Raw genomic sequence first — 24,564 nt, forward strand, 5'->3', positions numbered from 1 at the left:
GGGGTTGTACGTATGGCTAAGAAAGGAAAGTTTTTTTTCATATCGATCTTAATGCTGGTACTCGTGTTTGGGCTCGTATATGCAGGTATCACGCTGACGTCGAACGTTGGTAAATCCAGCACACAGGTAACGACAGAGAATGCAGGCAAAGAGTTAGGCAAGCTGTATGCGGACATTGCTCCGGCAACGGCTGAACCCGTGAAGGGACAGATTGATCTCGACCCGGTGGATGTGGCTGAATCACTGCCGGACATCTCCAAATTCCCGATCACGGTCGAGAATACAACGAATGATTATGTAGAGATCTTTTCTTCCATCGAGAAGGCGGGAACCGGAGCGGATGGCTGGTTAACCGAAGTAACCGAAGAGTTCAACAAGGCTAACATTACCGTTGGCGGCAAACAGGTTTCGGTAAAATTACGCAATATCGCATCCGGTACGGCGGCTGATTATATTAAGTCTGGTAAATATGTGCCTGATGCGTTTACACCTTCGAATGAGTTATGGGGCGAGATGGTAGCTGCAAGCGGAGTAAAGACCGACCTGGTATCCAAAAGACTGGTGGGGAACGTTCCCGGCATCGTCATCTCCAAAGCCAAATATGATGCGTTGGTCGACACGTACGGCTCGGTTAATGTAAAAACCGTGACCGAAGCGATTGCGAACAATGAGCTCGCGATGGGGTACACCGATCCATTTGCCAGTTCCACGGGGCTAAACTTTCTCGTGACGGCACTCAACACATACGACAGCTCCAATCCTCTTGGAGAGAAAGCGATTGAGGGTTTTGAGAAGTTCCAGGCGAACGTACCGTTTACGGCGTCCACAACCATTCAGATGCGTGAGGCAGCCAAGTCAGGCCGACTGGACGCATTTGTACTGGAGTACCAGACTTACGTAAATACCGCGGATCTGAAAAGCGGATATGTCTTTACCCCTTTTGGCGTAAGACATGACAGCCCGTTGTATGCACTGGGGCAACTGCCGCAGAACAAGCAAGAGATCATTAAGAAGTATGCAGAATTCGTAACCCAAGCGAAGTATCAGCAATCGGCTGAGGAATTCGGCTTCAACGGTTTACAGGATTATAAGTCCGAATTGAACACAGTGGATGGTGGCACCTTGTTGTCCGCACAGAAAGTATGGAAAGAGAAAAAGAACGGCAGTAAACCGATTGCGGCCGTATTTGTAACCGATGTTTCCGGGAGTATGGACGGCGAACCGCTGAACCGACTCAAGGAATCATTGCGCAAAGGCCAGAAGTTCCTGGGCACAGATAACAGTATCGGCCTCGTCTCCTACTCTAGTGGAGTAACTGTGAATCTGCCAATTGCCAAGTATGATACGAATCAGCAGTCGATGTTTGTTGGTACGGTGGATAGCCTGCAAGCGGGTGGCGGTACGGCAACCTTTGATGGGATCGTCGTGGCGATGAAGATGCTGGAAGATTATATGGCTACTGATCCAAATGTGAAGCCACTAATCTTTGTCCTAAGTGATGGAGAAACCAATGAAGGTCATACACTGAAGGATATTCGTGATCTGGTCGAGACCTACAAAGTGCCAATCTACACGATTGGTTATAACGCGGACATCAAAGCTTTGGAGAGCATCTCCAGTATTAACGAAGCAGCGAGCATTAACGCGGATACCGACGATGTGGTGTACAAAATTGGTAACCTGTTCAACGTGCAGATGTAGCACCTGTATTGCACACGAAATGACCTAATGTAAAGTTCATTATTCCATTTTATATAGCACGTAATTGAAGGGGGAACTTGGATGTCGTTTTCGATGGAGATACCTAGCCAAAAGGAAATTCAGAAGGTAATAGAGGAGGAAGTAAAGCCCGTACCTGCCGAGGTGGCGGAGTTGCAGCAAGTCGCAAATGCTAACGTGGAGATGATCATGACACTGGATCTCGAATCGTTGGAGAAACGCAAGGAGATTCTGCAATCCATTGACGGTTTTGGCATGAACACGATGAGATCCTCTTCTGAGAAAAACGCGTTGCTTCAAGTCTCCGTTGGACATCTGTCCAAGACGGGAGACGAGGGCGGTCAGGTCGCCAAAGGCTTGACCGAGCTGCATATGCAGCTGAAGGATCTCGACCCGAGCGTGGTCGATTTTGCCAAGACTGGATTCCTCGGCAAATTGTTCAATCCGCTCCGGGCCTATTTCCTGAAATACCAGAAGGCTGATGCGGTCATCGCCGATATTGTGACCTCGCTGGATAAAGGCAGAGCGACCTTGAGGAACGACAATACTACACTGGAGATTGAACAGCAAAATCTGCGGGAACTCACCAAACGATTGCAAAAGGAAATTCAGCTTGGGGTGCTGATGGATGAGTCGATTGACGCACAGATCGAAGCCGCCAAAGTGCGTAATGAGGACCCGGAGAAAGTCCGTTTTATCACGGAAGAAGTGCTGTTCCCGCTACGCCAGCGGGTCATGGATTTGCAGCAAATGTTGGTGGTGAACCAGCAGGGCATCATGGCCATTGAAGTCGTCATCCGCAACAACAAGGAATTGATCCGCGGTGTGGATCGTGCCAAAAATGTAACGATCTCGGCATTGAAAATTGCCGTTACCGTCGCGAGTGCACTCTACAATCAGAAGATTGTATTGCAGAAAATTGAACTGCTTAACCGGACGACCAACGACCTGATCGCAGGTACGTCCAAAATGCTGAAAGATCAGGGCATTGCCATCCAGAAGCAAGCTTATGATGCCAGCATTTCCGTCGATACGATGAAGCAGGCGTTCACGGATGTACTTTCCGCGCTTGACTCTATCAGTGTGTATAAACAGGAGGCCTTGCCACGGATGCGGGAGACAATTAATCAGTTCCGTGAACTGGCGGATACCGGGGAACAACAGATTCAGCGGTTGGAGAAAGGGCAGAAGCTGGGGCTGTAGTTTGGAAGGTAGTCAGAAGGTGTAGAGGAAGTTACATGCATGACCTCAAAAAACGGTTGAACACAGATAAGCTCTGGTTCAACCGTTTTTTTTTTTTTTTTTGATCTTGCTGCTGATTAGGTCAAATCTCGTTGAACATGGAGGACGTAGGGGATCAGCAGAAGAAGCAGAGCCAGTGAAGCACTCAGGGCAAGCAGCAGGCTTCCTTGGATTAATAACAGTGCTCCCAGAGCTGCACCGATCACAAAAATAACCCAGGACAGGGCGAGTACTGCCCATTCGGAAGCAGGAGCCTTACCCCGAACAGCTTTGGCCAGTGCCTGTCCAATACCGAATAATGTGCCTGTCACAAAACCTTTGCCCACGTCAGCATGAGCAACCATCTGGTGCATGGTGTTTTGCATGCCCATGGCGACGGCAATCGGGAAAAGCACGCTCTGTGTTTCGAGGAACAGCAAGAATACAATGGCGCCAGCGAAAAGCAGGGATTCAAAGCCCAAGATGCCCGCCAGTCGCCATTTGCCCGATAGATCTGTGATCAGCGTACCAATAAAGGCGCCAACAACGAATAAAAAAATGACCAGACCTATATTCGTTAATACAGCGGAATCTCCTTCAAATAGCGCGATACCAATCTTGGTACTGTTACCACTCATGAAAGACAGATAGATTTTCCCCAACTGCAGATAGCCGACCGCATCAATGAAACCGGAGATCAGCACAAGCACACATGACAGCAGAAGCCGGGAAAGACCCGGCTCCAGTCGTTCTACGGTATGTCCCACACGTTTGCGATCACTGGCCGAATCGGAAGCAGAATCAGAAACCATGATGTCCAACCCCTTTTCCATGATACTGGAGTGGTTACGTGATATATAACAGAAGGATCACTAACCCAAACCTATATTTAATTGGTAACGGTCGTTGGACTATGACTTCGTTTTATTCGGGTCAGGTGCGATAAAAAGAGTATCATTCGGAAGCTGTTCGGCTTCCTCTTTGGACATTTCCAGATTCGTGGACAGCACATCATCCGGATTGCCTGCGAGCCACTCGCTCAGATCAATAGCTTCATAGTGTCCACTGTTGAACCCGATTAACACACGGCAGGCCTCATCTCCCGTATTTTTGATATAGTGGCCCGCACCCATTGGGGCATATCCCACATCACCTGCTTCGAATTGCTCTGTCACTGCATGACCTTCTGCGAGAAATACCGTCATTTCGGCAGTGCCGCTAATGTAATACTGCCATTCGTCAGCGTTGGGATGCCAATGCATCTCTCGTAATGCGCCGGGTTGCAGTTCGATTAATGATCCGGCCATCGTAGTGGAGATGGGGAAATCTTCGACAGTAACCGTACGCTGTGTTCCGCCGCCTGGCACTCGTCTGGGCTGCTTGGCATGCAGCGGATATCGGTGGGGAGTCGTTAGCTCCGAATTGCGGCGATACGTTCCGGAAGAGGAGCTGTCATTAGGGACAGGCCCTTTGACGAAGTAGGCTTCGCCCTGAGGCAATTTCGCTGCACGCTCCGGGGTAATCCCGAGATTTTGGGCAACAATGTTGTTCGGTGTATGAGACAGGAAATCGGTAATGCTGAACGTGTGATCTTCCGAGAAATCACCATTATCAAATATCAGAATAAAATGGCATTCGTCCGGTCCCAATCCCTGAATGGAGTGTCCGTAACCACGAGGGAAATACCACACATCTCCTGGCTCAAATGTATCGGTGTATGCATGTCCGTCGGGATGTATGACGGTGGTGCGACATGAGCCGCTGATCACATAAGCCCATTCTGCCGCATTGGCATGCCAGTGCAATTCACGCATGCCTCCTGGTTCCAGGCGCATGGATACGCCTGCAATTCCAATGGACGCAGGGAAATCCCGAACGGAAGCACCGCGGGTAATACCGCCAGGGCCCGTACGGGGTTCTTTTTGTTCAAGCCGATATTTGAAAGATGTCATCATGATTCCTCCTCATATTATATTAGGTACACATGTAAATAGTTAAATATGGCGTTCATACCTTTTACCCATATTTTGCGAAACTATTCAATTGATTCCTGATTAATATGAGGCAAAAGAGAGACTTTCATTCAACTTTTTATGTTGGGTTTGCCAATACAATTGTGCTTAGGGCGCCTTATACGGGGTGTGATACACTACATTGCCAGGTTTGTAGTTAATGATTTTAAATAACTCATCTGCCATATAAGCAGGGCTATGTTTGAATTCCTGCCGAATCCATTCAATAATCATGCCGAATATGGCATGGGATTGATAACTTGCCAGCAGCTCACGATTGATGTGGGACGGAAATATTTCGTTCAGATCCTGGAGGGCAAGGTCACGCAGAACATCGCAGATCATTTGCTGAAAATTGGATGATGCCTCCGATTTCACGACAAGGGTGTAGAATTGCGCATGCTGATGCACATGTTCGAATATTTTAATTGCCGAAGAGGGCATATGACTTACTTCAAATATTTCTTTATCCAGATAAGGTTCACGATAGGAGAAGACCAGATCCTTAATGATGTCATCCATGATCTCATTGAACAAGTCTTCTTTGTATTGATAGTGTCTGTAAAAAGTGCCCCGATTCAGATCTGCCAGCCGCACAATATCGGTAATGGATATTTCTTTGAATGACTGCTTTTGCATTAATTGAATGAGGGCATCCTTCAGTGCCGCTTTGGATTTCTTGATTCTTCGATCCATGGAACTCGGAAGTTCGGTCATATGCAGTACTCCTCGTAAATAGGTATTTTAAGATAAAGTACATTCGGAATTAGAAGTGTTGATTAACGTACAATTGGGCAAGCTTTTACTGATTGAACAGGAATGCTATGACTTATTATACTAAGGATAAGAGTTAATGAACATTTGTTTGTTAACTTATTGTAAACGAATACATGGAGGTTGATACAATTATGAGACTTCAAGATAAAGTAGCTGTAGTAACAGGTGCAGGTTCCGGCATGGGCAAAGCAATTGCAACACTGTACGCGCAGGAAGGTGCTAAGGTGGTTGTATCGGATATCAATGAGGCTTCAGCGCAGGCGGTTGCTGAGGATATCAAGGCAAATGGTGGAGAAGCAACGTTTGTGGTTGCGAACGTGGCGAAGGAAGAAGATATTCAGAACCTGATCGATACGACGGTTAACACCTATGGAACTGTGGACATTCTGGTCAATAATGCGGGTATTATGGACAGCATGGAACCAGCTGGCGACATTGTGGATGACAAGTGGGAGCGGATCTTTGCGATCAATACCACAAGTGTTATGCGTGCTACTCGTAAAGTGCTGCCAATCTTCCTGGAAAAACAAAAAGGTGTTATCGTCAATATTGCCTCAGCAGGCGGATTGCATGGTGCGCGTGCAGGCGCAGCTTACACCGCATCCAAACATGCGGTTGTTGGATTCACAAAAAATACAGGCTTCATGTATGCTCAGCAAGGTATTCGCTGTAACGCGATTGCTCCAGGTGGGGTTGAAACCAATATTGCCTCCACGATGACAAACATTAACCACTTCGGTGCCAGCAGACAACAGCTGGGAATGGCAATTAATCCGCGTGCAGGAAAAAGTGAAGAGATTGCACAGGTGGCGCTGTTCCTTGGTTCGGATGAATCCAGCTTCGTGAACGGAACAGTCGTAACGGCAGATGCAGGATGGAGTTCTTACTAATCCATCGTTCATAACTGAAATATGCAAAGAAGCTCATACCAGTGTATGGGCTTCTTTTTGCATGTCCGCAACAGGCGAGAAGGTGGGACATTAGGTCAGCAGGACAAACGTTTGCACAGACATGTCTACGCATTCCCGGATAACGTAAATAGGGACGAATCCCGAACAATCAAACGGTGCGGAATAATAACCGGATTCTGAGGCAGATGTTCACCATTTAGAATTTTTAACAATACCTGGACTGCAGTATAGCCCAGCTGATAAGTTCCGATATCAATTGAACTAAGCGGCGGCGAAGCAAGTTCCGATAAGGCAATATTGTTAAAGCTCACAACACTTATATCTTCAGGAACGTTGTATCCCAGCTCAGCCAGAGCACGAAGCACACCAAAGGCAACATTGTCGTCGATAACGACGAGCGCGGTTGGCCTGTCGGGTAGCGACATGAACAGGGACATCGACCGGAAGCCGCTTTCCTGCAGGAATTCTCCCTCCACGATCCAGTCATTGTTAGCATCAAGACCCGCTTCTTCAAGCGCATTTTTGTATCCGAGCAGGCGATCATGAGACAACGTCAAATCTGGTGGTCCGCTAACAAATCCAACGCGTTTATGCCCTTGGGCAATCAGATGTGTAGTTGCATCGAAAGCCGTCTGTACATTGTTATTGTCCACCATCGGAGCATCAGGATGCGTTTCGCTGCGGCCAATCAGTACAAAAGGGAACTTTTCCGCCTCCAAAAACGAAATAATCGGATCTTCCCGTTTGGAGCCAAGCAGCAAGATGCCATCCACGCGCCGCCCATGTACCAGGCGAGATATGGCATTTAATTCATCGCTGGAAGACGTTTCGGTTGAGAGAAGAAGTTCATAATTCATGCGGGTGGCATGGGTAATGATTCCCCGAAGCAATTCTCCGAAAAAGTAGTTCTGAAACAGCTCTTCAGCAGGTCGGGGCAGCATGATACCCAGGGTTTGAGTCGTTTTGGAAACAAGGCTTTTGGCCATCATATTTGGATGATAATTCATTTCTTTCATGATTTGCTTCACTTTGAGTGATGTTTCCGAACTGATTCTGGGATGGTTGGAAATAACCCGTGAGACCGTAGAAGGGGATACACCCGCCAATTTGGCAATATCTTTGATTGTAATCATGTGAAAAATCCCTTCTGTACAAGCATTTCAACATGTCTCCTATGTTAATTCAAAGACTTCGATAAATCAATTGCTAACTGCTTCATGGTGAAGAGGGGAAACGAAAAATAAAGGAAGATGGTGGGAGATCAAGCAAATAGGAAATTACAGAAAGAAACAGCACAAAAGTGACGGAAAATGAACGAAAATGACTTGTGCAAACGTTTGTACAAATAAAGTTTGCTGTTGTATGATGTTATTGTCATTATAGCGCTTACATTAATTAAATCAACATACTTCTTAGAGAATTCATCCCGATTACATAAGGATTGGGCCAGTTCGAGGTTAATATGAGCAAACGTTTGTATTACTTTCAAACGGATACACGGCGAACTTCGGAGTACAGGAACAGTACACAGAAAAACGGATGAAAAGCGCGAGTACAGCATCGATCATGACCACGAAAAGGGGGAAATACAATGAGAAAATGGCACCAAGCAGCACTTGCAGGATTCATGGCACTCACACTTACCGCATGTTCAAGCGGAGGTGGAGGCGCAGCGCCAACCACAACAGACAGCGGTGAGACTGGAGAAACCACAGTGACCGCGGAAAATATTCAGCCAGAAGAGGGCGCAAGCCTTGTCATATGGGAGGATAAAAATCAGAGCAGCTTTATAGAGGAGCGTGCGAAGAAATTTGAAGAGGAGTACGGCGTTTCTGTAAAGATTGAGGAATTGCCGCCGACCGATCAAGTGACTAAGCTGACCACGGACGGACCCGCGGGATTGGCTGCGGATGTGGTCGTTTTCCCACATGACAAGATTGGCAGCGCTTCAGAAGCCGGACTGATCTTGCCGAATGATATTTTTGAGCAAGAGACCACACAATCCACCAGTGACAATGCGGTTAAAGCCGTAACCTTCAAAGACATTTTATACGGATATCCCTACAGCGTAGAAACCTATGCGTTGTTCTATAACAAAAAGCTTTATCCTGAAGCACCGAAATCATTTGATGACATTATCAGCTTTGCCAAAACCTTTAATGACACCAAAAACAACAAGTACACCCTGATGTGGGAACTCCAGCAGTTCTATTACAACTTTGCTTATCTGGCTTCCCAAGGGGGATATATCTTCGGCGATGAAGGCATGAACAGCGAGGACATTGGCCTCAACAATGAGGGAGCCATCAAGGGCGGTCAGTTCCTGCAAACGCTGAAATCGGAAGTGCTGCCTGTAAAAATGGGCGATGTGAACTATGACATCAAGAAAGGTCTCTTCTCAAGCGGGAAACTGGCCATGGATATTAACGGACCTTGGTCCATCGCCGATTATCGCAATGCTGGCATTGACTTCGGTGTGGCTCCACTCCCGGCAATTGAAGGCAAACCAATGACGTCCTTCTCTGGAGTCAAGGCATATTACGTCAATGCATTCACAACCTATCCGAACGCTGCCAAGCTGTTTGCGGCCTATCTCTCCAGTGCCGAATCCCAGATGGTCAACTTTGAGATGAACGGAACTCTCCCGGCTAATAAAGACGTGGCGGCAGATCCGAAAATTCAAGGCGATGAAATCACAAAGGCATTCCTTGAGCAATTCAACAACTCCACCCCAATGCCTTCGCTTCCTGCCATGGATAGCGTATGGGGTCCCATCAGCGCGGCAATTACCGACATATGGGATGGAGGCAAGGATGTGAAAACCTCTCTGGATAACGCAGTCAACCAAGTCAAGGAGAGCCTTGCAACTGTCCAATAAAAAAGAAAGAGCAGGTGCAGGGGAAGCCAACAGGTCCTCTGCACTCTGCTATTACTGATCGGTAACTTCGCTTGCCGGGAAGGAGTAGGAATGAATGAAACAACAGCATGTTCCAGTCACTGTTAAGCCGAATCGAGAAAGACAGCATCGCATGACAGCGGCTTTGTTGTCCGTTGTCCTCCAAGGACTTGGACAGTTGTATAACCGTCAATGGATCAAGGGAATTTGTTTTCTGATCTTAGAGGGAGTGGGACTCGCATATCTGATTCCCCGTTTGAATCAGGCCGTATGGGGAGTATGGACGCTGGGCGAGCAGACGCAACGTTTCGTCAAGGTCAATGGATCAACGGTGCTGCAGCAGGGCGACCACTCCATCTTTTTGCTGCTCAACGGAATCATAGTACTTTTGGTATTTTTCGTTTTTCTTCTTCTGTATATCTTCAATATTCGGGATGCGTACATCACGGGAAAATTAAGAGAGGAAGGAAAGCAGGTCACCGGAGCTTCTGCTTCCCTGAGATATCTGCTCGATAAACAATTCCCGTATCTGTTCTTATCCATCCCTGCGCTGGGCATCCTGTTTTTCACCATTATGCCTATTTTGTTTACGATTACTTTGGCCTTTACCAATTACTCGGCACCGGATCATATTCCGCCTGCCAAGCTGGTGGATTGGGTTGGTTTCAAAACTTTTACGGATCTGATCCAGCTTAAATCGTGGAGCAATACCTTCTTTGGTGTATTAACGTGGACGGTGATCTGGGCCATTCTGGCAACGGTCACCACGTATTTCGGCGGGGTCCTGGTTGCACTTCTCATCGAGCAGAAGGGGATTCGCTTCAAAAAGGTGTGGCGAACAATATTCATTCTTCCTTATGCCATTCCACAGATTATCTCACTGCTCCTGATGCGTAACCTGTTCAACGGACAGTTTGGTCCCATTAATACGTATATGAGGGCTTTTGGCCTTGAGGGGTTGCCATGGTTAACCGATCCGTTCTGGGCAAAGGTTACCGTCGTCATTGTAAACATGTGGATCGGAATCCCGGTCAGCATGGTGCTCATCCTGGGTGTGTTGACGGCGATTCCACGGGATTTGTATGAAGCGGCTGAGGTAGACGGTGCGTCTGGCTTTCAGAAGTTCCGCATCATTACGCTTCCTTTTATCATGTTCGCTACGACACCGGTGCTTATTATGCAATTTGCCGGGAATTTCAACAACTTCAATGTCATCTTCCTGTTGACGAACGGTAATCCGCTGCGTGGCGATTATCAATACGCGGGATCAACCGATCTCCTCGTGACCTGGTTGTACAAACTGACGTTGGATAACAACAAGTTCAATATGGCTTCGGCGGTCGGCATCATTATTTTCCTGATTATTGCGTCGTTCTCCATCTGGAATTTCCGTCGTTCCAAATCGTTTAAGGAGGAGGACATGATTCAATGAAAAAGCGCAACAATCCCATGCGTCTGGCGATCAGTTATGTGCTGCTGGTCATCATTGCCATCGTATCGGTGTATCCCGTCTTGTGGATATTTCTCTCGTCACTGCGTCCAGGGGCAGCGCTGTACAGCGAACGTCTGTGGCCTGAAGCGTTCACGCTGGCCCATTACGGGGAACTGTTTACCAACCCGTCGTTTATGTATGGCACTTGGTATCTGAACACGTTGAAGATCGCCTTTTTCACGATGATTTTCTCAACGCTTATGGTTACTTTGGGCATGTATGCCTTGTCCCGTTTCCGTTTTCGCGGTCGTAAGACCATTCTATCCACGATGCTGATTCTGGGGATGTTCCCCAGCTTCATGAGCATGATTGCCATTTATATTATTTTGCTTCAGATCAAATTGCTGGACACCCATACGGCGCTGATTCTGGTCTATTCGTCCGGGGCCGTGCTGGGTGGATTTATTGTCAAAGGGTTCTTTGATACCATCCCGCGCAGTTTGGATGAAGCAGCACGAATTGATGGTGCCAGTCATCTGCGCGTGTTTACCAGTATCATTCTTCCGTTGTCCCGGCCGATGCTGACCTATGTAGCCTTAACCAGCTTCACTGGTGCGTGGATGGACTTTATCTTTGCCCGGCTGGTACTTCGGACGAAAGAGAACTGGACACTGGCAGTTGGCATGTGGGATCTGGTGAGCCGCTATCAGGACAGTAACTTTACCATGTTTGCTGCGGGGGCTGTACTTATCGCAATTCCGATTACGTTATTGTTTGTATTCCTGCAGCGCTTCCTTGTGCAGGGGCTGACCTCTGGCGCCTCCAAAGGATAAAAGGATAAAGGATATAAACAATTAACCGCATAGACAGCCTGTAGAACATATCCAGGCCACCAATCAGGCGCTTCTGAGAGGTTCCATTCATCGCTGGAACTGCTCCGGAAGCGCCTGCCTGCTGTTTGAGATCCGAATGACAAGAGGAGGAAAAGATCGATGGGAACGCTACAGTCCCCGGAACCGGAAGTGGGGCCAAACGGGGCTCTTGCTGCTGCGGAAAGTCAGAAAATGGCCAACAGGGCGCTTTGGCGCAATGTTGCTTATCGCAGAATTTTGTGTGGCTATGGCATCTCCGTATTTGGTGATTGTTTCAACGGCATTGCCATCAGTCTGTGGGTATTGCAGACCACGGGAAGTGCGAAGAGCATGGCAGCTGTACAGGTATGTAACATGGTCATCAGTTTTCTGTTCGGATCATTCGCGGGTACGTTTGCCGACAGGCTGGATCGCAGAACATTGATGTTGTCGTCGGATTTGTTTCGCGGGGCCATGGCGTTTATCATCGCGGTTAGTCTGTTTGTGCTGCATGCTCCTTTTCCAATCGTACTGCTCATGCTTTCCCTTTCGATGTTCTCCAGCCTGTTTCAGGCGCCTGCATTTCATGCTTCGGTAACCAGTTTGGTGGGGAGGGAGCATCTGCAACAAGCTACGGGAACCATCCATCTGGTCGATAATATGGCCCGGATCAGTGGACTGGCCGCAGCGGGGATTGCTGTTTCTGCATTTGGAGGATTTACGGCTATTATGATTACGGGTGTGACCTTTCTGCTATCTGCGATATGTGTAATGTTGGCAGGGCGTTTTCCGGATGTACAACGCTCTTCCCTACATAGAGGATCATTCGTAAAGGAGTGGGGTGGTTCGTTTTCCTACATCTTTGCACATCCCCTGATTCGCTCCATCGTTATTCTTAATCCGCTGCTGATTCTTTTCTTCATGTCAGCCATCATGCTTGTTCAGGTTATGGCCGTCAAAGTATGGCAGGCGAATCCTGTTCAGTTCGGACTGATCGAGACATGTATTCCACTAGGGTACATGCTGGGTTCCGGAATTCTGATCGCCTCAGGCAATCGGCTGAAACGAAGGGGACGATGGGTGTTTATCGGTCTACTGGTCCTTGGACCACTGTATATGCTGTTAGCCAATGTATCTTCTCCTTTGGTGGCCTTGCCGCTGATCATTGCTGGGGGAGCCATGTTTGCGTGCTGTACGATGTTAACCCAGATCATGATGCGTGCCGAGGTTCCCGATGAGCTGCAGGGGAGAATCTACGGGGTGCTTGGAACCATTACAAGTACAGCCCCGATCCTGGGATTAACGGTGGTTTCCGTTTTGGCTGATCAGTGGGGTGCCCAAACCGTGCTGGAAAGTTTGGGAGCATTGCTGTTGGTGGTAGGAATGATTGCATCAGTTGGATTAAAATCCATTCGGACCTATCGATAGCAAATGCAGCTATTTGTTAGGATGAGCCTAATCAAAGAACCCGGAAGCAGACGCTCATCGCGTCTGACTCCGGGTTGAATGATAGGACGGTGAAGGAATTAAGGCTGCCAGTTCACTGTAACGGTTGCGGTTCCACTGGTTGGTGTGGTGAAGGTATGATTGTTGCCATTTTCCCACGTAATCGTAGAACCGTTCTTTTTGAAGAACTTAAATTCCAGATTCGTTCCGGCAGGCACGCTCACGTCATAATACCAGGTTGGATAAGAATAGATCACTTGATTGAACGCCGGACCAATGGCGAGAGGGCTTGTGGACCAGTTACCCAATTCAGCGACATTGCCCGTCAGATAGAGATTCTGGCCGAGAGTTGTGGAGGCATTATTGATGACAAACCGAACGGAAACCTGGTTGCCACTAAGAATCGTGAAATTGTTATAGGTGTTACTGTTAACTCCGCTCGCTGCGACTTTAACTGCATAGTTGCCGGCGGCAACAGCAGGGATGGTCACTTTGATCTGAGTATCTTCCCATGATGTAATGGCTGAACCGGTAACAGCGGTTGTACCGAAATAGACAGTGCCTTTGGTAGTACCGAATCCACGACCATCAATGGTAACGGTATTACCTGCTTTACCCATTACAGGGCCCACATGACCGATGGTTGGTGTAGTGGTACTGGCTGTATACTGCCAGACCGCTGTAGCTCCTGCTGCCAATGTGAAGTTAGCGACGTTACCTCCTGTAGAGGTAATGTTATTCCCACTTAATGCACCTGCAAGAACGTCGTTGTATGTACCCGAAGGAAGTGAAGTGGTCAGGCCACTGATGGAAGTGGAAGTCGAAAGATTACGGTTAACCGCTACGACGGCCACGTTGTTGCCGAATTTACGTTCATACACATACACATCGTTGTTAATCCAGCGCTGCTGGGTAGTTCCATAGGCGATGGCTGGATTGGTTTTACGCAATGGAGCGAGCTTGCTGATAACGTTAAAAGCAGTTGTTGTTTTGGAGAAAGAAGGCATTTTGGCACGGTTATCCGGGTCACCGTTACCTGTCATATACTGCTCAGTGCCATAATAGATGGCTGGTACGCCACGTGAAGTAAGTGTAAATGCAAGAGCTTGTTCCAAGCGACGGTTGTTAACGGCACTTGTTTTGAAGCGATCCATGTCATGATTATCAATAAAAGTCACTTGGTCATTCACTTGGGCATAATCAGCGGCGGTGCTGGTGATCATGGAATCCAGGGCAACCATCGTGGATGTGTTATCACGGAACACGTTACGTACTTCATTGTTGAAACGGAAGTCAAGCAGACTCATGCCGGATTGGTTGGCGAAGTTGGTGTTGTCCGCATCGGATGCGGATGAACCCAGGAACCATTCACCAAACGTGAATACCGGTTTGTAGCCATAGATGGAAGACATCCAGTTCTTTTGCCATCCCATCGGCATATGCTTCACCGCATCCACCCGGATTCCGTCAATACCCATATCCAGCCAGAGCTTGATCGCATCCTTGAAGTAGGTGTCAATGGTGCTGTTATTGTGGTTCAGGTCAGCGAGATCATAGAGATTTTTGTAGATGCCATTCTCCAGTGTGGAGAAGTCGGAGCCGCCGTTGTGGTGGAAAAGTTTGTTCGTGTCATTGGTGTAGCCGCCAAGCAGAGTGCCGTTATTGTACAACTTTCCATTTTCTGCGAACGAGGTGTCGGTTTCCATGGCAGGAGAGGTATGGTTGGGAGCAAAATCAATGATGACTTTAATGCCTTTGGCATGTGCCGTATTGATCAGATTCTGGAAATCGGTCATCGTACCGAAAGCAGGATTGGTCTTCTTGAAGTCACGTGCCCAATACCCGTGATAAGCCGTATTGTTGACACCGGAATAGTTAATCAGCGAGTAAATGTTCTCCACAGGCTGGGAAATCCAGAGTGCCGTAATGCCGAGATCGGTAAAATAGTTATCGTTGATTTTATTGATTAGTCCTTGCCAGTCGCCCCCGCAATAGAGCTTCAGGTTGGAACAGGAGGCGTCATAGGCCGCCCCGGTAGGGTTGTTGGAGGGATTGCCGTCCAGAAAACGGTCGGTAAATACTTGATAAATAACATCAGTGCTGAAGTTCTGCTTGTTGGTTACAGCCGTATCAGCATCTGCGAATACGGACGCCGCCGGGAATATGGGCAGTGCACTTCCGGCCAGCAAGCTGAAGCTCAGCGTGGTACTGAGGATGATTCGCTTGGTCCATTTGAACATTGGTAATCCACCCTTCGTTTATTATATAAATTGAACTGAAGAATATTTACATTACGACTCCGATGACAGAACAACCTTCCGATCGCTGTTATCCCCAGATTTTTTTGAATCCCTTTTTCAAAGGGGAAAATCCGGGGATAAAGGCGAAGCGTATGCTTCCGATGAAGCTTTCCTTCAGAAAGCTTTTAGTTTCACTTCTTCAGGTTATTTCTGTCCTCTCCGTTCTCGTGCAAATGTGTAGTTCAATTTATATAGATTTGTGATCTCTTTTTTGATTAGAAAAGCGCTTTCAAGTTAGACTTTGGCAGGTTATTCTTAACGATATCCCCCCTTTTATGAACGCCAACAACCCCGGCACCTCCTGCTGGAGTTACCGGGGTTGTCCTAAACCGATTGGGTTTAAAAGCATGGCCCTCTAGTTATAATCACAACGTTATGATAATTAAATAATGGTTTGGTTGTCAATAACTTTTTCTTGAGCATTTTTTTTCTATTTCCATATTTACAAATCAGGCTCAACAGATTTAAACTATTCGCAGACCCACCAATATAAGGGCTATGCATTTTAGAACATTTCGGTGTTTTAAAACAACCCCGTCTCTTCAGAGACGGGGTTGTTTGTCGATGTAGCCAAGGGAAGAACGAAGCAGGACTAACAAAACAGAGAAACCCCGGTAGTGTATGAGCGAAATCTATAGGAGAGGCGGTTGATGGATCAGTGAACACTCATTCTGTTATCGAATGTGTGGAAGGTTTCAAGGCGTCCAGGCTGGACAACACACGAAAGATTTTTATCTATTTGCCACCAGGATATAAGGAGCATGTGGATCAACGCTATCCGGTGTTATACATGCATGCGGGTCAGAGAGCCTTCGGCTCTTCGACCGCGGGAAATGAAACGTGGCACGTAGATCAGGCGGCAGACCAACTGATTGATCAAGGCTTGATGGATGGACTGATCATTGTCGGAATTGCCCATGTTCGTCCAGTTACAAACAATGAATTCTATCATTTCATTGCGCCTGCAAGAGAAGCGGTGAGTGTGGGCTGCTCAGGCCTGGATTATGAACACTTTATCATTCATGAACTGAAACCATTCATTGACGAGCATTACCGCACACTTCCAGACAAGGACAACACGGGACTGCTTGGTTCTTCCGCAGCGGCACTCAGCACCTTCCATATAGGAACACGTCATCCTGATATTTTTGGCAAACTGATCATGCTCTCTCCCTTTTTCGTAGATGTGCAGCTGGATGAAACGTCGGAGAGCAGGTTACAGGAGGAGGATATGTACCTCATGCCTGAGGGCAGTGCTCCGATTCGAATGTGGATGGATATAGGGGATGCAGAAGGGTTATTTCTTCCTTCCCAGGTAAGAAATGTAGCCCATCAGATGCTCGAACTGGGATATAAGCCTGGCAAGGACATCGCATTTCTGGAACAGCCGGATGCAGGTCATCAGGAAGCGGATTGGGGAGAGCGGGTTCATCTTCCGCTACTATACCTGTTTGGCCGAATCGGGAATCCAATTTCTTTAGAGCTGATGGGAAGGGACGTTATCGGATTGAAGGGCGGCATGAGCGGGCACATCAATGCGCTGCTTCATCACGACAGCGGGTTCACCATGAGTGTGCTAGAAGGGGATTATCATTCCGATCAACCGGATGTTCTTGAGGTTCGATCCAGTGGGGAATTGGTTCCTGTCAAGATGGGGCATGCCGTAGTTACCCTGACGGTGGGAGAGTTGACGGCATCACGGATGTACACGGTTGTGGAAGAATTATCGGGTCACGTAACAGTCTGCATGACTGCCGAGGTACCCTTTCAAGACATGTATGATGACTCGATCTACGGAGGCATGGGCATGAAGCTTCTGCACACCGGAGGTGGTCATTATGAAGGTTGTTTCGAGGTTCCGCGCGACAGCGGATTTCGGTTCAGGTTCACGCGAGGCTTCCGGCAGTTTGAAACTGATGCAGATGGCAAGCCACTGCCCAATCGGGTGTTTCGTGCCCATGATAACCTGTCTCTACATTACAAAATCCAGTCTTGGGGCAGCACGGCTGCCAAAGCCGGGAACAGGAGGTAGCCATGATTAGTCAACCATTTCAACCAACGATGGATATTCCGTATTATTATCCCTGTAATTTTCCTTTGATTCACGAAATCCTTCAGCGTCAGGGCTCGATAAGCAGTCTCGGTCTGTTGGCTTCCAGCCGCTTGTATAGTCTGACTTCCTGTTCGGATCGTGGCCTGATCAAGCCTTATTTTCATAAGCTGGATTATGAGGAGCCGATGTGGGAAGTGTTTGGAGAACGGGAGTTTGACAGCTTCGCACAAGGAAAGGCATATATTCGGGAACGCCTTGAAAATGAGGGCATTTTGGTCGTTACAGGCACAAGTTATTGCTTGCCTTATGGGGAAGATTATAGAAATCCCGAGTATATTCATAAACTCGTTAAACAAGATTCACGCCTGCATCTGGTCGATCATTGGCTGGCTGTGTACGGGATGGATGAGGAGCAGTTCTATGTCTATGATCCCGTTCCCTCCAAATACATGGGAGCTGTATCGTCTACTGATTTCCAGGAGTTCTGGAAAGGGAACAAAAATATCTCCGAGCTCGAAATAGCCCGTCGCAAAGAAACATTACGAACATATGGCACGATGGAGATTCGTGCTGTGGAGACACTCGACGCTGCAGGTTACCGAGACATGCTGCGCTCTGCGCTGGCGACGCAGGCCCATGAATTCATCGCGGGCAGAACAATCTGGCAGGGCAATCGAAGCTATTATTTTGGACAGGCTGTAACATCACAATTGTTACAAAGATTGCACCCGGATGCCGAGGTGGATCGGGAACAGGAGAAAGCCATCTCCGCGTTCCTGTTCGACATGCGCTGGAGCCGCTACTTTTTCCGTGATTTGCTGGAGGAAGCGGCCCAATGGCTTGATTCTCCTCATGATCAATATGTTGAGGAATTCGGTGCAATGATAGTTCGGTGGGAACAAGCCCATAAGCTGCTGCAGATCGCCAGAATGAAACGAAGCCCTGAATGGCGGGAGCAGTTAACAGATATTATCGAACAATTGGCGGCGGACGAATTACGCTGGTACGAAGCGCTAATGACTACACATCAGCATGCCGATCGCTTCAGACAGATCCCATCGACTGGGGAAAACCCCGCGCCTACGCCTTCACATCGGGAAGTTATTGAGCGAATTGTGCTGGATAGCTGCCATGAGATCAATCGGTACCATAACGCGTCCATTCCTCTGGAGCATGGCTTGCAAGCACCCCTGTATGGAAGTCGGGGGAGACTGGACTCCCTTGAACTTGTCACTTTACTTGCGGTTGTTGAGCAAGGGGTTGAAGATACATTTGGTGTAGGGATAACTCTCGCGGAATTGGCGGCCGCTTCCATGCCGGAAAGTCCTTATCAAACGGTGGAATCACTGGTTGAGTATCTGGAGGCGCAATTGAAGTATTGCTCAAAGGATGATAAGGGATGAATATCACTTCCCTTCTGGAACGGTTCACCGCGTATGGTAGTCGCCCTGCGTTGATATGGAAGGACGAACAATATAGTTATAACTGGTTATTGGATCAGATTCAGACCTTTAGCCAGTGGATTTCCACTGAAGGGCTCGAAGGGGCCATCGTTGTGCTTGAAGAGGATTATTCTCCTTATGCCGCAGCGGCACTGATCGCTCTTCTGGAACGGAATTGTATTGTGGTTCCGCTGGATCGACACTTGATTGAGGCCAAACGGAATGAGTATACAGCGCTCGCTCAGGCAGAATGGCGAATGAGTGTTGGGGAAGGGGAAGCTATAGCCAGACATTGCTCTGTGCAAGGGAGTCGGTCCCCGATATTGTCAAAGCTGAGTCAGGAAAAGAAAGCAGGTCTGGTGATCTTCTCATCCGGATCGACAGGACAAAGCAAAGCTGCTGTTCACAGCGCGGATCGTCTGTTGCACGGGTTCAGGCGGCAAGTCCGGCCGCTCTGTACGATCCCTTTCATGATGTTTGACCACATTGGCGGCTTAAACACAATGCTGCAATCCCTGTCCAGCGGCGGCTGTTTATGCGTCATACCGGATCGCTCCCCCCTGGAAGTATGCAAAACCATTGAAAAGCACCGTGTTCAGGCACTGCCAGTCTCACCAACGTTCATGAATTTGCTGCTCCTTAGCGGAGTCTATCCGGAGGTTGATCTATCCAGTCTCGAAGTGATTTCCTATGGATCAGAGGTTATGCCGGAGGCGCTGCTTACCGCATGGAATAGACAGTTTCCGAATGTACGTACGGTGCAGGCTTATGGCATGTCAGAGCTTGGCATTCTGCCGACACGCTCCAAGGATTCGGGTTCATTGCTATTTACGGTTCGTGATGGGGAAGTCCGTTATCGGATTGTGGACGGGCTGCTGGAGATCCAAACGACAACGGCCATGATCGGGTATCTGAACGCTCCGTCTCCTTTCACGGAAGATGGCTGGCTCCAGACCGGCGATGAAGCGGAGATGGAGGATGGCTACATTCGTATTTTGGGTCGCCGCTCGGAGATCATTAATGTAGGCGGGCGTAAAGTTTACCCTGCGGAAGTGGAGAGTATTCTGGAGCAAATGGATGCCATTGAAGCGGCTGTGGTGAGCGGGGAACCGAGTGGGATTATGGGGCAGATGGTAAAGGCCACGGTCAAACTTACAGGTGAGCATCCTCTTACGGAACTGCGCAGACAAATCTGGGACTTTTGCCGAGACAAGCTGCCCCAGTACAAAATCCCGCAAAAGATTGTAATTACCCAGGAGACATTAACAAGTCCAAGAATGAAGAAAATAAGAAATCCCGGTCCAATCTCCGCCGTTCGGGATGAGGTTGCGGCAAGCCTGGAGGAGGATTCGCAAGGGGCACAATAGGGAATGAACGAATGGATAAAGTGACTCATGAATGCCAACGCAGCAGGGGACATCATGAGTTGTAATAGGAGAGGGGAACCTTCGGATGCGCGACGCACCGAGGGTTCCCCTTTTCACTTTGAGAGATAAACATACACAGTATTCTTGCGAATGATCTCAGATAGCTTCGAGAAGGCCTGTGATTAATGTAAATGTTATGCCTTCACGTGTGATTTGACATCCAACTGCAACAGGGAGAAACCGTACGCGTCTAGGTCCAGCTTCAGCTTGTTCTGCTGAGTTTCCCGAGTTGTGGCTGAGAATACATTACGCCAAGTTCCTTGGTGTAGTGGCAACTCCAAACTGCGTGGTTCTTCACTTGCATTCAGGACGAGTACGAATTGTTCCCCCGTATCCTGATTCTTGCGTCCGATGGCAATGCACGGGTCTCCGGCTTCCGCATAAATCATTGTGATGTCCGCACTGCGCAATGCAGCGTGTTGTTTACGCAGGGCAATGGCTTGGGTGAAGAATTCGAGCAGATCCTTGTTCTGCTTCTGTTCGTCCCACTCCATACATTTGCGACAACCTGGATCATAGCCACCATCCAGTCCTACCTCGTCGCCATAGTAAATACAAGGAGCGCCTGGGTACGTAAGCAGCAGAATGACTGCTAGCTTCATTTTGCGTACATCCCCTTCACACACGGTGAGCAGTCTTGGCGTGTCATGACTGCCGAGCAGGTTGAAGGCCGCTTCGGTTACAGGCTGTGAATACGCAGCCAGCAGTTTGCCAACCTCGTTGGCAAATCCGAGGCCGTCCAGCTTGCCAAGCACAGCGTAATCCATGACTGAATTCGTGAAAGGGTAGTTCATGACTGCATCAAACTGATCCCCCTGCAGCCACATGATGGAATCATGCCAGATTTCGCCGAGAAGATAGGCATCCGGGTTAAGTGATTTGACCGTTTGTCGGAATTCACGCCAGAATTGATGGTCTACCTCATTGGCAACATCCAGCCTCCAACCGTCGATACCCATATCCTGAATCCAGTAACGGGCCACCTCCAGCAAATATTCCTTAACCTCGGGATGTTCCGTGTTCAGTTTGGGCATAAGGGGTTCAAAGGCAAAGGTATCATATGTGGGGATACCGTCTTCGATACGTGCTGGCCATTCTCTGACATGGAACCAATCCGCATAACGGGAAGCAGCCCCTTTTTCAAGCACATCCGCGAATGGAAGAAATTCTCTACCGGAGTGGTTAAATACCGCGTCCAGAACTACCCGTATGCCGCGTGCATGGCATGCATCCACAAGCTCCTTCAATTTCTCATTGGTGCCAAAGTGGGGATCAACCCTCAGGTAGTCTGCGGTATTGTACTTATGGTTGGTTGTAGCCTGGAACACCGGGCAGAAATAAATGGCGTTAATGCCAAGTGCGCTCAGATGATCAAGGTGATCCAGAACTCCTTGTAAATCACCTCCGAAAAAATTGACAGGTGTCGGTTCACCGCCCCAGGGTTCAGCATTCTTCGGACTGATAGACGGATCACCATTGGCAAAACGTTCAGGGAAGATCTGATAGAATACAGCATCCTTAACCCAAGCAGGTGCCTCGAAGAAATCCACCGGATTCATAAATGGAAAATCGAAAAATTCCAACGGATGATCAGGCAAAGCCTGCTCGAATCCCCGTTCCGTCATCCAGACCGATTCCTCTCCCTCGATCAGTTGGAAGCCGTAGCGTAATCTGCGGTAGGGTGGTTGCGCTTCCACTTCCCAATAATCGAACAAGGCATCACGGGCAAAGATTCGCATCGGAAGGTGGAGGACCGTACGATCCCATGCATATTTATCCCCGATGATGGCGATAACAGCATCCAGATCGCCCCGCTTGGAACGTAGCCTCAGGTGCATGGTGGAACGGTCATATACGTAGGACCAATTCATTTTGGGACGATGATAAATAGCTTCAAGTAACATAGCATTCACTCCTTATCTGGGATGGATAATATGGCTATAAACGCAAAAAAGGCACAACCCCAATGTTCACGAGGTTGTACCTTTCGGCAGCATAGCCTTTTGATTATAGTGCTATTATACGAACTAAATTGGAAAAAGAAAACACTTTTTTTTCCTGAAAAGATGAGTTGAATTCATCGTTTAATTTTGGGTACTATTATTTAAAAATCATACCCAAGCTTATTGGCATAAGCAGAAATTTCTTTGTGATATTTCTCGATACTTTTCTTGCCGGTATCAATTTTGGCATTGGCTTGTTTCAGGACAGCGCTGTTTACCGTTGTTTTGGAGACAGCCTTTTTAGCGAGTTGGAATCCTTCAAGCTGTGTATAACTACCTTTGATCAAGTTGGCATGGATTTTTTGCAGTTCCGCATTTTGCGGTTTAATCAGCTTCAGCTTGGAAACATATTTGGTGTAGTTAGGAATCGCTGTGTTGGTCAATTTCAGGAAAACGGACTTGCGATTGGAAGATGTAATGTAGAATCCTCCTCCCAAGGCGTTGAAGGCTTTCTCTTCATATACCGATGCGGTATCCAACTGATCCAGGTAGTTGAGGAAATCTTCCTCTTCGGCTGTAGGGATCGGTTCTTGTTCTGACGTGTCAACTTCTTCGTAGTATTCGTCTTCCGAATATGTAGTAGTTGAGTCATCCGCAGCAGCGGCATAGGACCCTGCAGGTGCGAATACTCCGCCGAGCAAAACAAAACTCATAATGATTGATAGTACCCATGATTTCTTCACGTTCTAATTTCCCCTATCTATATATGTGATATTATTCCAATGGATAATCTAACATAGCACGACAAGAAATTACAGGAATCAATTGACAAAGATGGAATCTATGAATAGCGATAAAAGGTTATAATAACGTTGTGAATCAACAAAAAGGGAGGAAATTTTGATGACTGTTGAACGTTTTCATATTCATGTCTCTGATGAGATTTTGGACGATTTGCAATATCGGCTGCATCACATCCGTTGGCCAGATCAATTGGTAGACTCCGGCTGGGAGCGAGGAACTGATCTCAGTTATTTAAAATCACTTGTCTCTTATTGGAGAGATCATTATGACTGGCGAGCACAAGAGTCCAGGTTGAATCAATTTTCCCAGTTTCGTTGCCAGTTGGATGGGGTGGATGTGCACTTCGTACATGAGCGTGGTAAAGGGCCTAACCCTCTGCCGATTATTCTTACCCATGGATGGCCCGATAGCTACCTTCGTTATCAAAAGATTATCCCTCTCCTGACCGATCCTGCGAGTTATGGAGGTAATCCGGAGGATTCTTTTGATGTCATTGTGCCTTCACTGCCTGGATTCGGATTCTCTAGTCGCCCTGACCAACCTGGCTTCAACAATTCTCGTGTCTCCCAGATGTGGGCCAAACTAATGACCAAAGAATTAGGCTACAACAAATTCGCTGCTGCTGGTGGAGATATTGGCTCTGGCGTTACACGTTATCTGGCATCGAATAATCCTGAACTTCTAGTTGGAATCCACTTAACGGATATTGGTATCATAAGAGATCTTTTATCTTCCCAGGATGAGGCAGAACGCTCAGAGGAAGAACGAGAGTACAAGAAAAATGCTTCAACATGGATTTCACAAGAAGGGGGTTATATGTCCATTCAATCAACCAAACCTCAGACACTTGCGTACGGACTTTCCGATTCGCCGGTAGGTTTGGCCGCTTGGATCATTGAGAAATTTCGTGCATGGAGCGACTGTAAAGGTGACCTCAATCAACTATTTAGCAAGGATGAGTTGCTGACTCATATTATGATCTATTGGGTTACGAATACCATAGGATCATCCACACGTATGTACTACGAAAATTCGCATTCCTTGCCACCACTGGGCCGTATAGAAGTTCCGACAGGCATTGCTATATTTCCTGCGGATATCGTGCTGCCGCCCAAGTCTTGGGCGATGCAAAACCTGAACGTAACGCGCTGGACCTCCATGCCTAGTGGAGGGCATTTTACGGCTTTGGAAGAACCGGAGTTGCTGGCGGATGATATTCGGGCATTCTACAGACCGATTCGAGCAATGAACAATTAATGTAGTTATATATAGTTGAATTCATAAGGTCCCGACTTGGATATCTAAAAGCGGGATCTTTTTTTCTTGAATC

Annotated in this window: 18 protein-coding genes; 11 read left to right on the top strand and 7 right to left on the bottom strand. The window is 47.8% G+C overall.

The window, feature by feature from the left end:
* The first annotated feature begins 12 nt into the window (after positions 1-12).
* Positions 13-1,701 carry a vWA domain-containing protein gene (locus RS891_RS04865; protein ID WP_064640520.1) on the top strand — a complete coding sequence of 563 codons (1,689 nt, stop codon included), beginning with the start codon at positions 13-15 and terminating at the stop codon, positions 1,699-1,701.
* 81 nt (positions 1,702-1,782) lie between these two features.
* Positions 1,783-2,922 (top strand): toxic anion resistance protein, encoded by a 1,140-nt coding sequence (locus RS891_RS04870; RefSeq protein ID WP_315794607.1) that lies wholly within the window; start codon positions 1,783-1,785, stop codon positions 2,920-2,922.
* A gap of 116 nt (positions 2,923-3,038) precedes the next feature.
* On the opposite strand, the gene RS891_RS04875 is transcribed toward RS891_RS04870, so the two are convergent.
* The 3 genes from RS891_RS04875 to RS891_RS04885 form a co-directional block, all read right to left on the bottom strand.
* The gene (locus RS891_RS04875; protein ID WP_315794608.1) at positions 3,039-3,752 is read right to left on the bottom strand and encodes a YoaK family protein; all 714 of its coding nucleotides are present in this window, start codon (positions 3,750-3,752) and stop codon (positions 3,039-3,041) included.
* Between the two features lie 99 nt (positions 3,753-3,851).
* Complete coding sequence (locus RS891_RS04880; protein WP_315794609.1) at positions 3,852-4,895, bottom strand: cupin domain-containing protein; 1,044 nt, start codon at positions 4,893-4,895, stop codon at positions 3,852-3,854.
* 165 nt (positions 4,896-5,060) lie between these two features.
* A complete protein-coding gene (locus RS891_RS04885; RefSeq protein WP_315794610.1) occupies positions 5,061-5,669 on the bottom strand; it encodes a TetR/AcrR family transcriptional regulator in 609 nt (202 codons plus the stop codon).
* Between the two features lie 191 nt (positions 5,670-5,860).
* On the opposite strand from RS891_RS04885, the gene RS891_RS04890 reads away from it, so the two are divergent.
* A complete protein-coding gene (locus RS891_RS04890; protein ID WP_064640518.1) occupies positions 5,861-6,619 on the top strand; it encodes an SDR family oxidoreductase in 759 nt (252 codons plus the stop codon).
* A gap of 125 nt (positions 6,620-6,744) precedes the next feature.
* On the opposite strand, the gene RS891_RS04895 is transcribed toward RS891_RS04890, so the two are convergent.
* Positions 6,745-7,773 carry a LacI family DNA-binding transcriptional regulator gene (locus RS891_RS04895; RefSeq protein ID WP_064640517.1) on the bottom strand — a complete coding sequence of 343 codons (1,029 nt, stop codon included), beginning with the start codon at positions 7,771-7,773 and terminating at the stop codon, positions 6,745-6,747.
* Between the two features lie 458 nt (positions 7,774-8,231).
* Between RS891_RS04895 and RS891_RS04900 the strand changes: the two genes are divergently transcribed.
* The 4 genes from RS891_RS04900 to RS891_RS04915 all read left to right on the top strand — a co-directional run bounded on the left by RS891_RS04900 (position 8,232) and on the right by RS891_RS04915 (position 13,247).
* Positions 8,232-9,518 carry a sugar ABC transporter substrate-binding protein gene (locus RS891_RS04900; protein ID WP_315794611.1) on the top strand — a complete coding sequence of 429 codons (1,287 nt, stop codon included), beginning with the start codon at positions 8,232-8,234 and terminating at the stop codon, positions 9,516-9,518.
* Positions 9,519-9,612: 94 nt separating this feature from the next.
* Complete coding sequence (locus tag RS891_RS04905; RefSeq protein WP_315794612.1) at positions 9,613-10,968, top strand: carbohydrate ABC transporter permease; 1,356 nt, start codon at positions 9,613-9,615, stop codon at positions 10,966-10,968.
* Positions 10,965-11,801: a sugar ABC transporter permease gene (locus RS891_RS04910; RefSeq protein WP_315794613.1), complete on the top strand. Its 837-nt coding sequence runs from the start codon at positions 10,965-10,967 to the stop codon at positions 11,799-11,801. Before RS891_RS04905 ends, RS891_RS04910 begins: the two co-directional genes overlap by 4 nt.
* Positions 11,802-11,960: 159 nt before the next feature.
* The gene (locus RS891_RS04915) at positions 11,961-13,247 is read left to right on the top strand and encodes an MFS transporter (RefSeq protein WP_315794614.1); all 1,287 of its coding nucleotides are present in this window, start codon (positions 11,961-11,963) and stop codon (positions 13,245-13,247) included.
* 98 nt (positions 13,248-13,345) lie between these two features.
* Here RS891_RS04915 and RS891_RS04920 read toward each other — a convergent pair whose 3' ends face one another.
* The gene (locus RS891_RS04920) at positions 13,346-15,505 is read right to left on the bottom strand and encodes an alpha-amylase family glycosyl hydrolase (protein WP_315794615.1); all 2,160 of its coding nucleotides are present in this window, start codon (positions 15,503-15,505) and stop codon (positions 13,346-13,348) included.
* 718 nt (positions 15,506-16,223) lie between these two features.
* Here RS891_RS04920 and RS891_RS04925 point away from each other — a divergent pair.
* From RS891_RS04925 to RS891_RS04935, 3 genes are read left to right on the top strand one after another with little or no spacing between them, the layout of a single operon-like run.
* Complete coding sequence (locus tag RS891_RS04925) at positions 16,224-17,597, top strand: alpha/beta hydrolase (RefSeq protein WP_315794616.1); 1,374 nt, start codon at positions 16,224-16,226, stop codon at positions 17,595-17,597.
* Between the two features lie 2 nt (positions 17,598-17,599).
* Complete coding sequence (locus tag RS891_RS04930) at positions 17,600-19,021, top strand: hypothetical protein (RefSeq protein WP_315794617.1); 1,422 nt, start codon at positions 17,600-17,602, stop codon at positions 19,019-19,021.
* Complete coding sequence (locus RS891_RS04935; RefSeq protein ID WP_315794618.1) at positions 19,018-20,427, top strand: ANL family adenylate-forming protein; 1,410 nt, start codon at positions 19,018-19,020, stop codon at positions 20,425-20,427. Before RS891_RS04930 ends, RS891_RS04935 begins: the two co-directional genes overlap by 4 nt.
* A 194-nt stretch (positions 20,428-20,621) precedes the next feature.
* Here RS891_RS04935 and RS891_RS04940 read toward each other — a convergent pair whose 3' ends face one another.
* Together RS891_RS04940 and RS891_RS04945 are read right to left on the bottom strand one after the other, a co-directional pair.
* Entirely contained in the window at positions 20,622-22,391 is a 1,770-nt protein-coding gene (locus tag RS891_RS04940) for an alpha-glycosidase (RefSeq protein WP_113056108.1), read from the bottom strand.
* A 200-nt stretch (positions 22,392-22,591) separates the two neighbouring features.
* Positions 22,592-23,173 carry a hypothetical protein gene (locus RS891_RS04945; protein WP_113056107.1) on the bottom strand — a complete coding sequence of 194 codons (582 nt, stop codon included), beginning with the start codon at positions 23,171-23,173 and terminating at the stop codon, positions 22,592-22,594.
* A 160-nt stretch (positions 23,174-23,333) separates the two neighbouring features.
* Between RS891_RS04945 and RS891_RS04950 the strand changes: the two genes are divergently transcribed.
* Positions 23,334-24,491 (top strand): epoxide hydrolase family protein, encoded by a 1,158-nt coding sequence (locus RS891_RS04950; protein WP_315794619.1) that lies wholly within the window; start codon positions 23,334-23,336, stop codon positions 24,489-24,491.
* Positions 24,492-24,564: the final 73 nt, after the last annotated feature.

Source organism: Paenibacillus sp. BIC5C1, assembly GCF_032399705.1.
In the GTDB taxonomy this organism is placed as follows: domain Bacteria; phylum Bacillota; class Bacilli; order Paenibacillales; family Paenibacillaceae; genus Paenibacillus; species Paenibacillus taichungensis_A.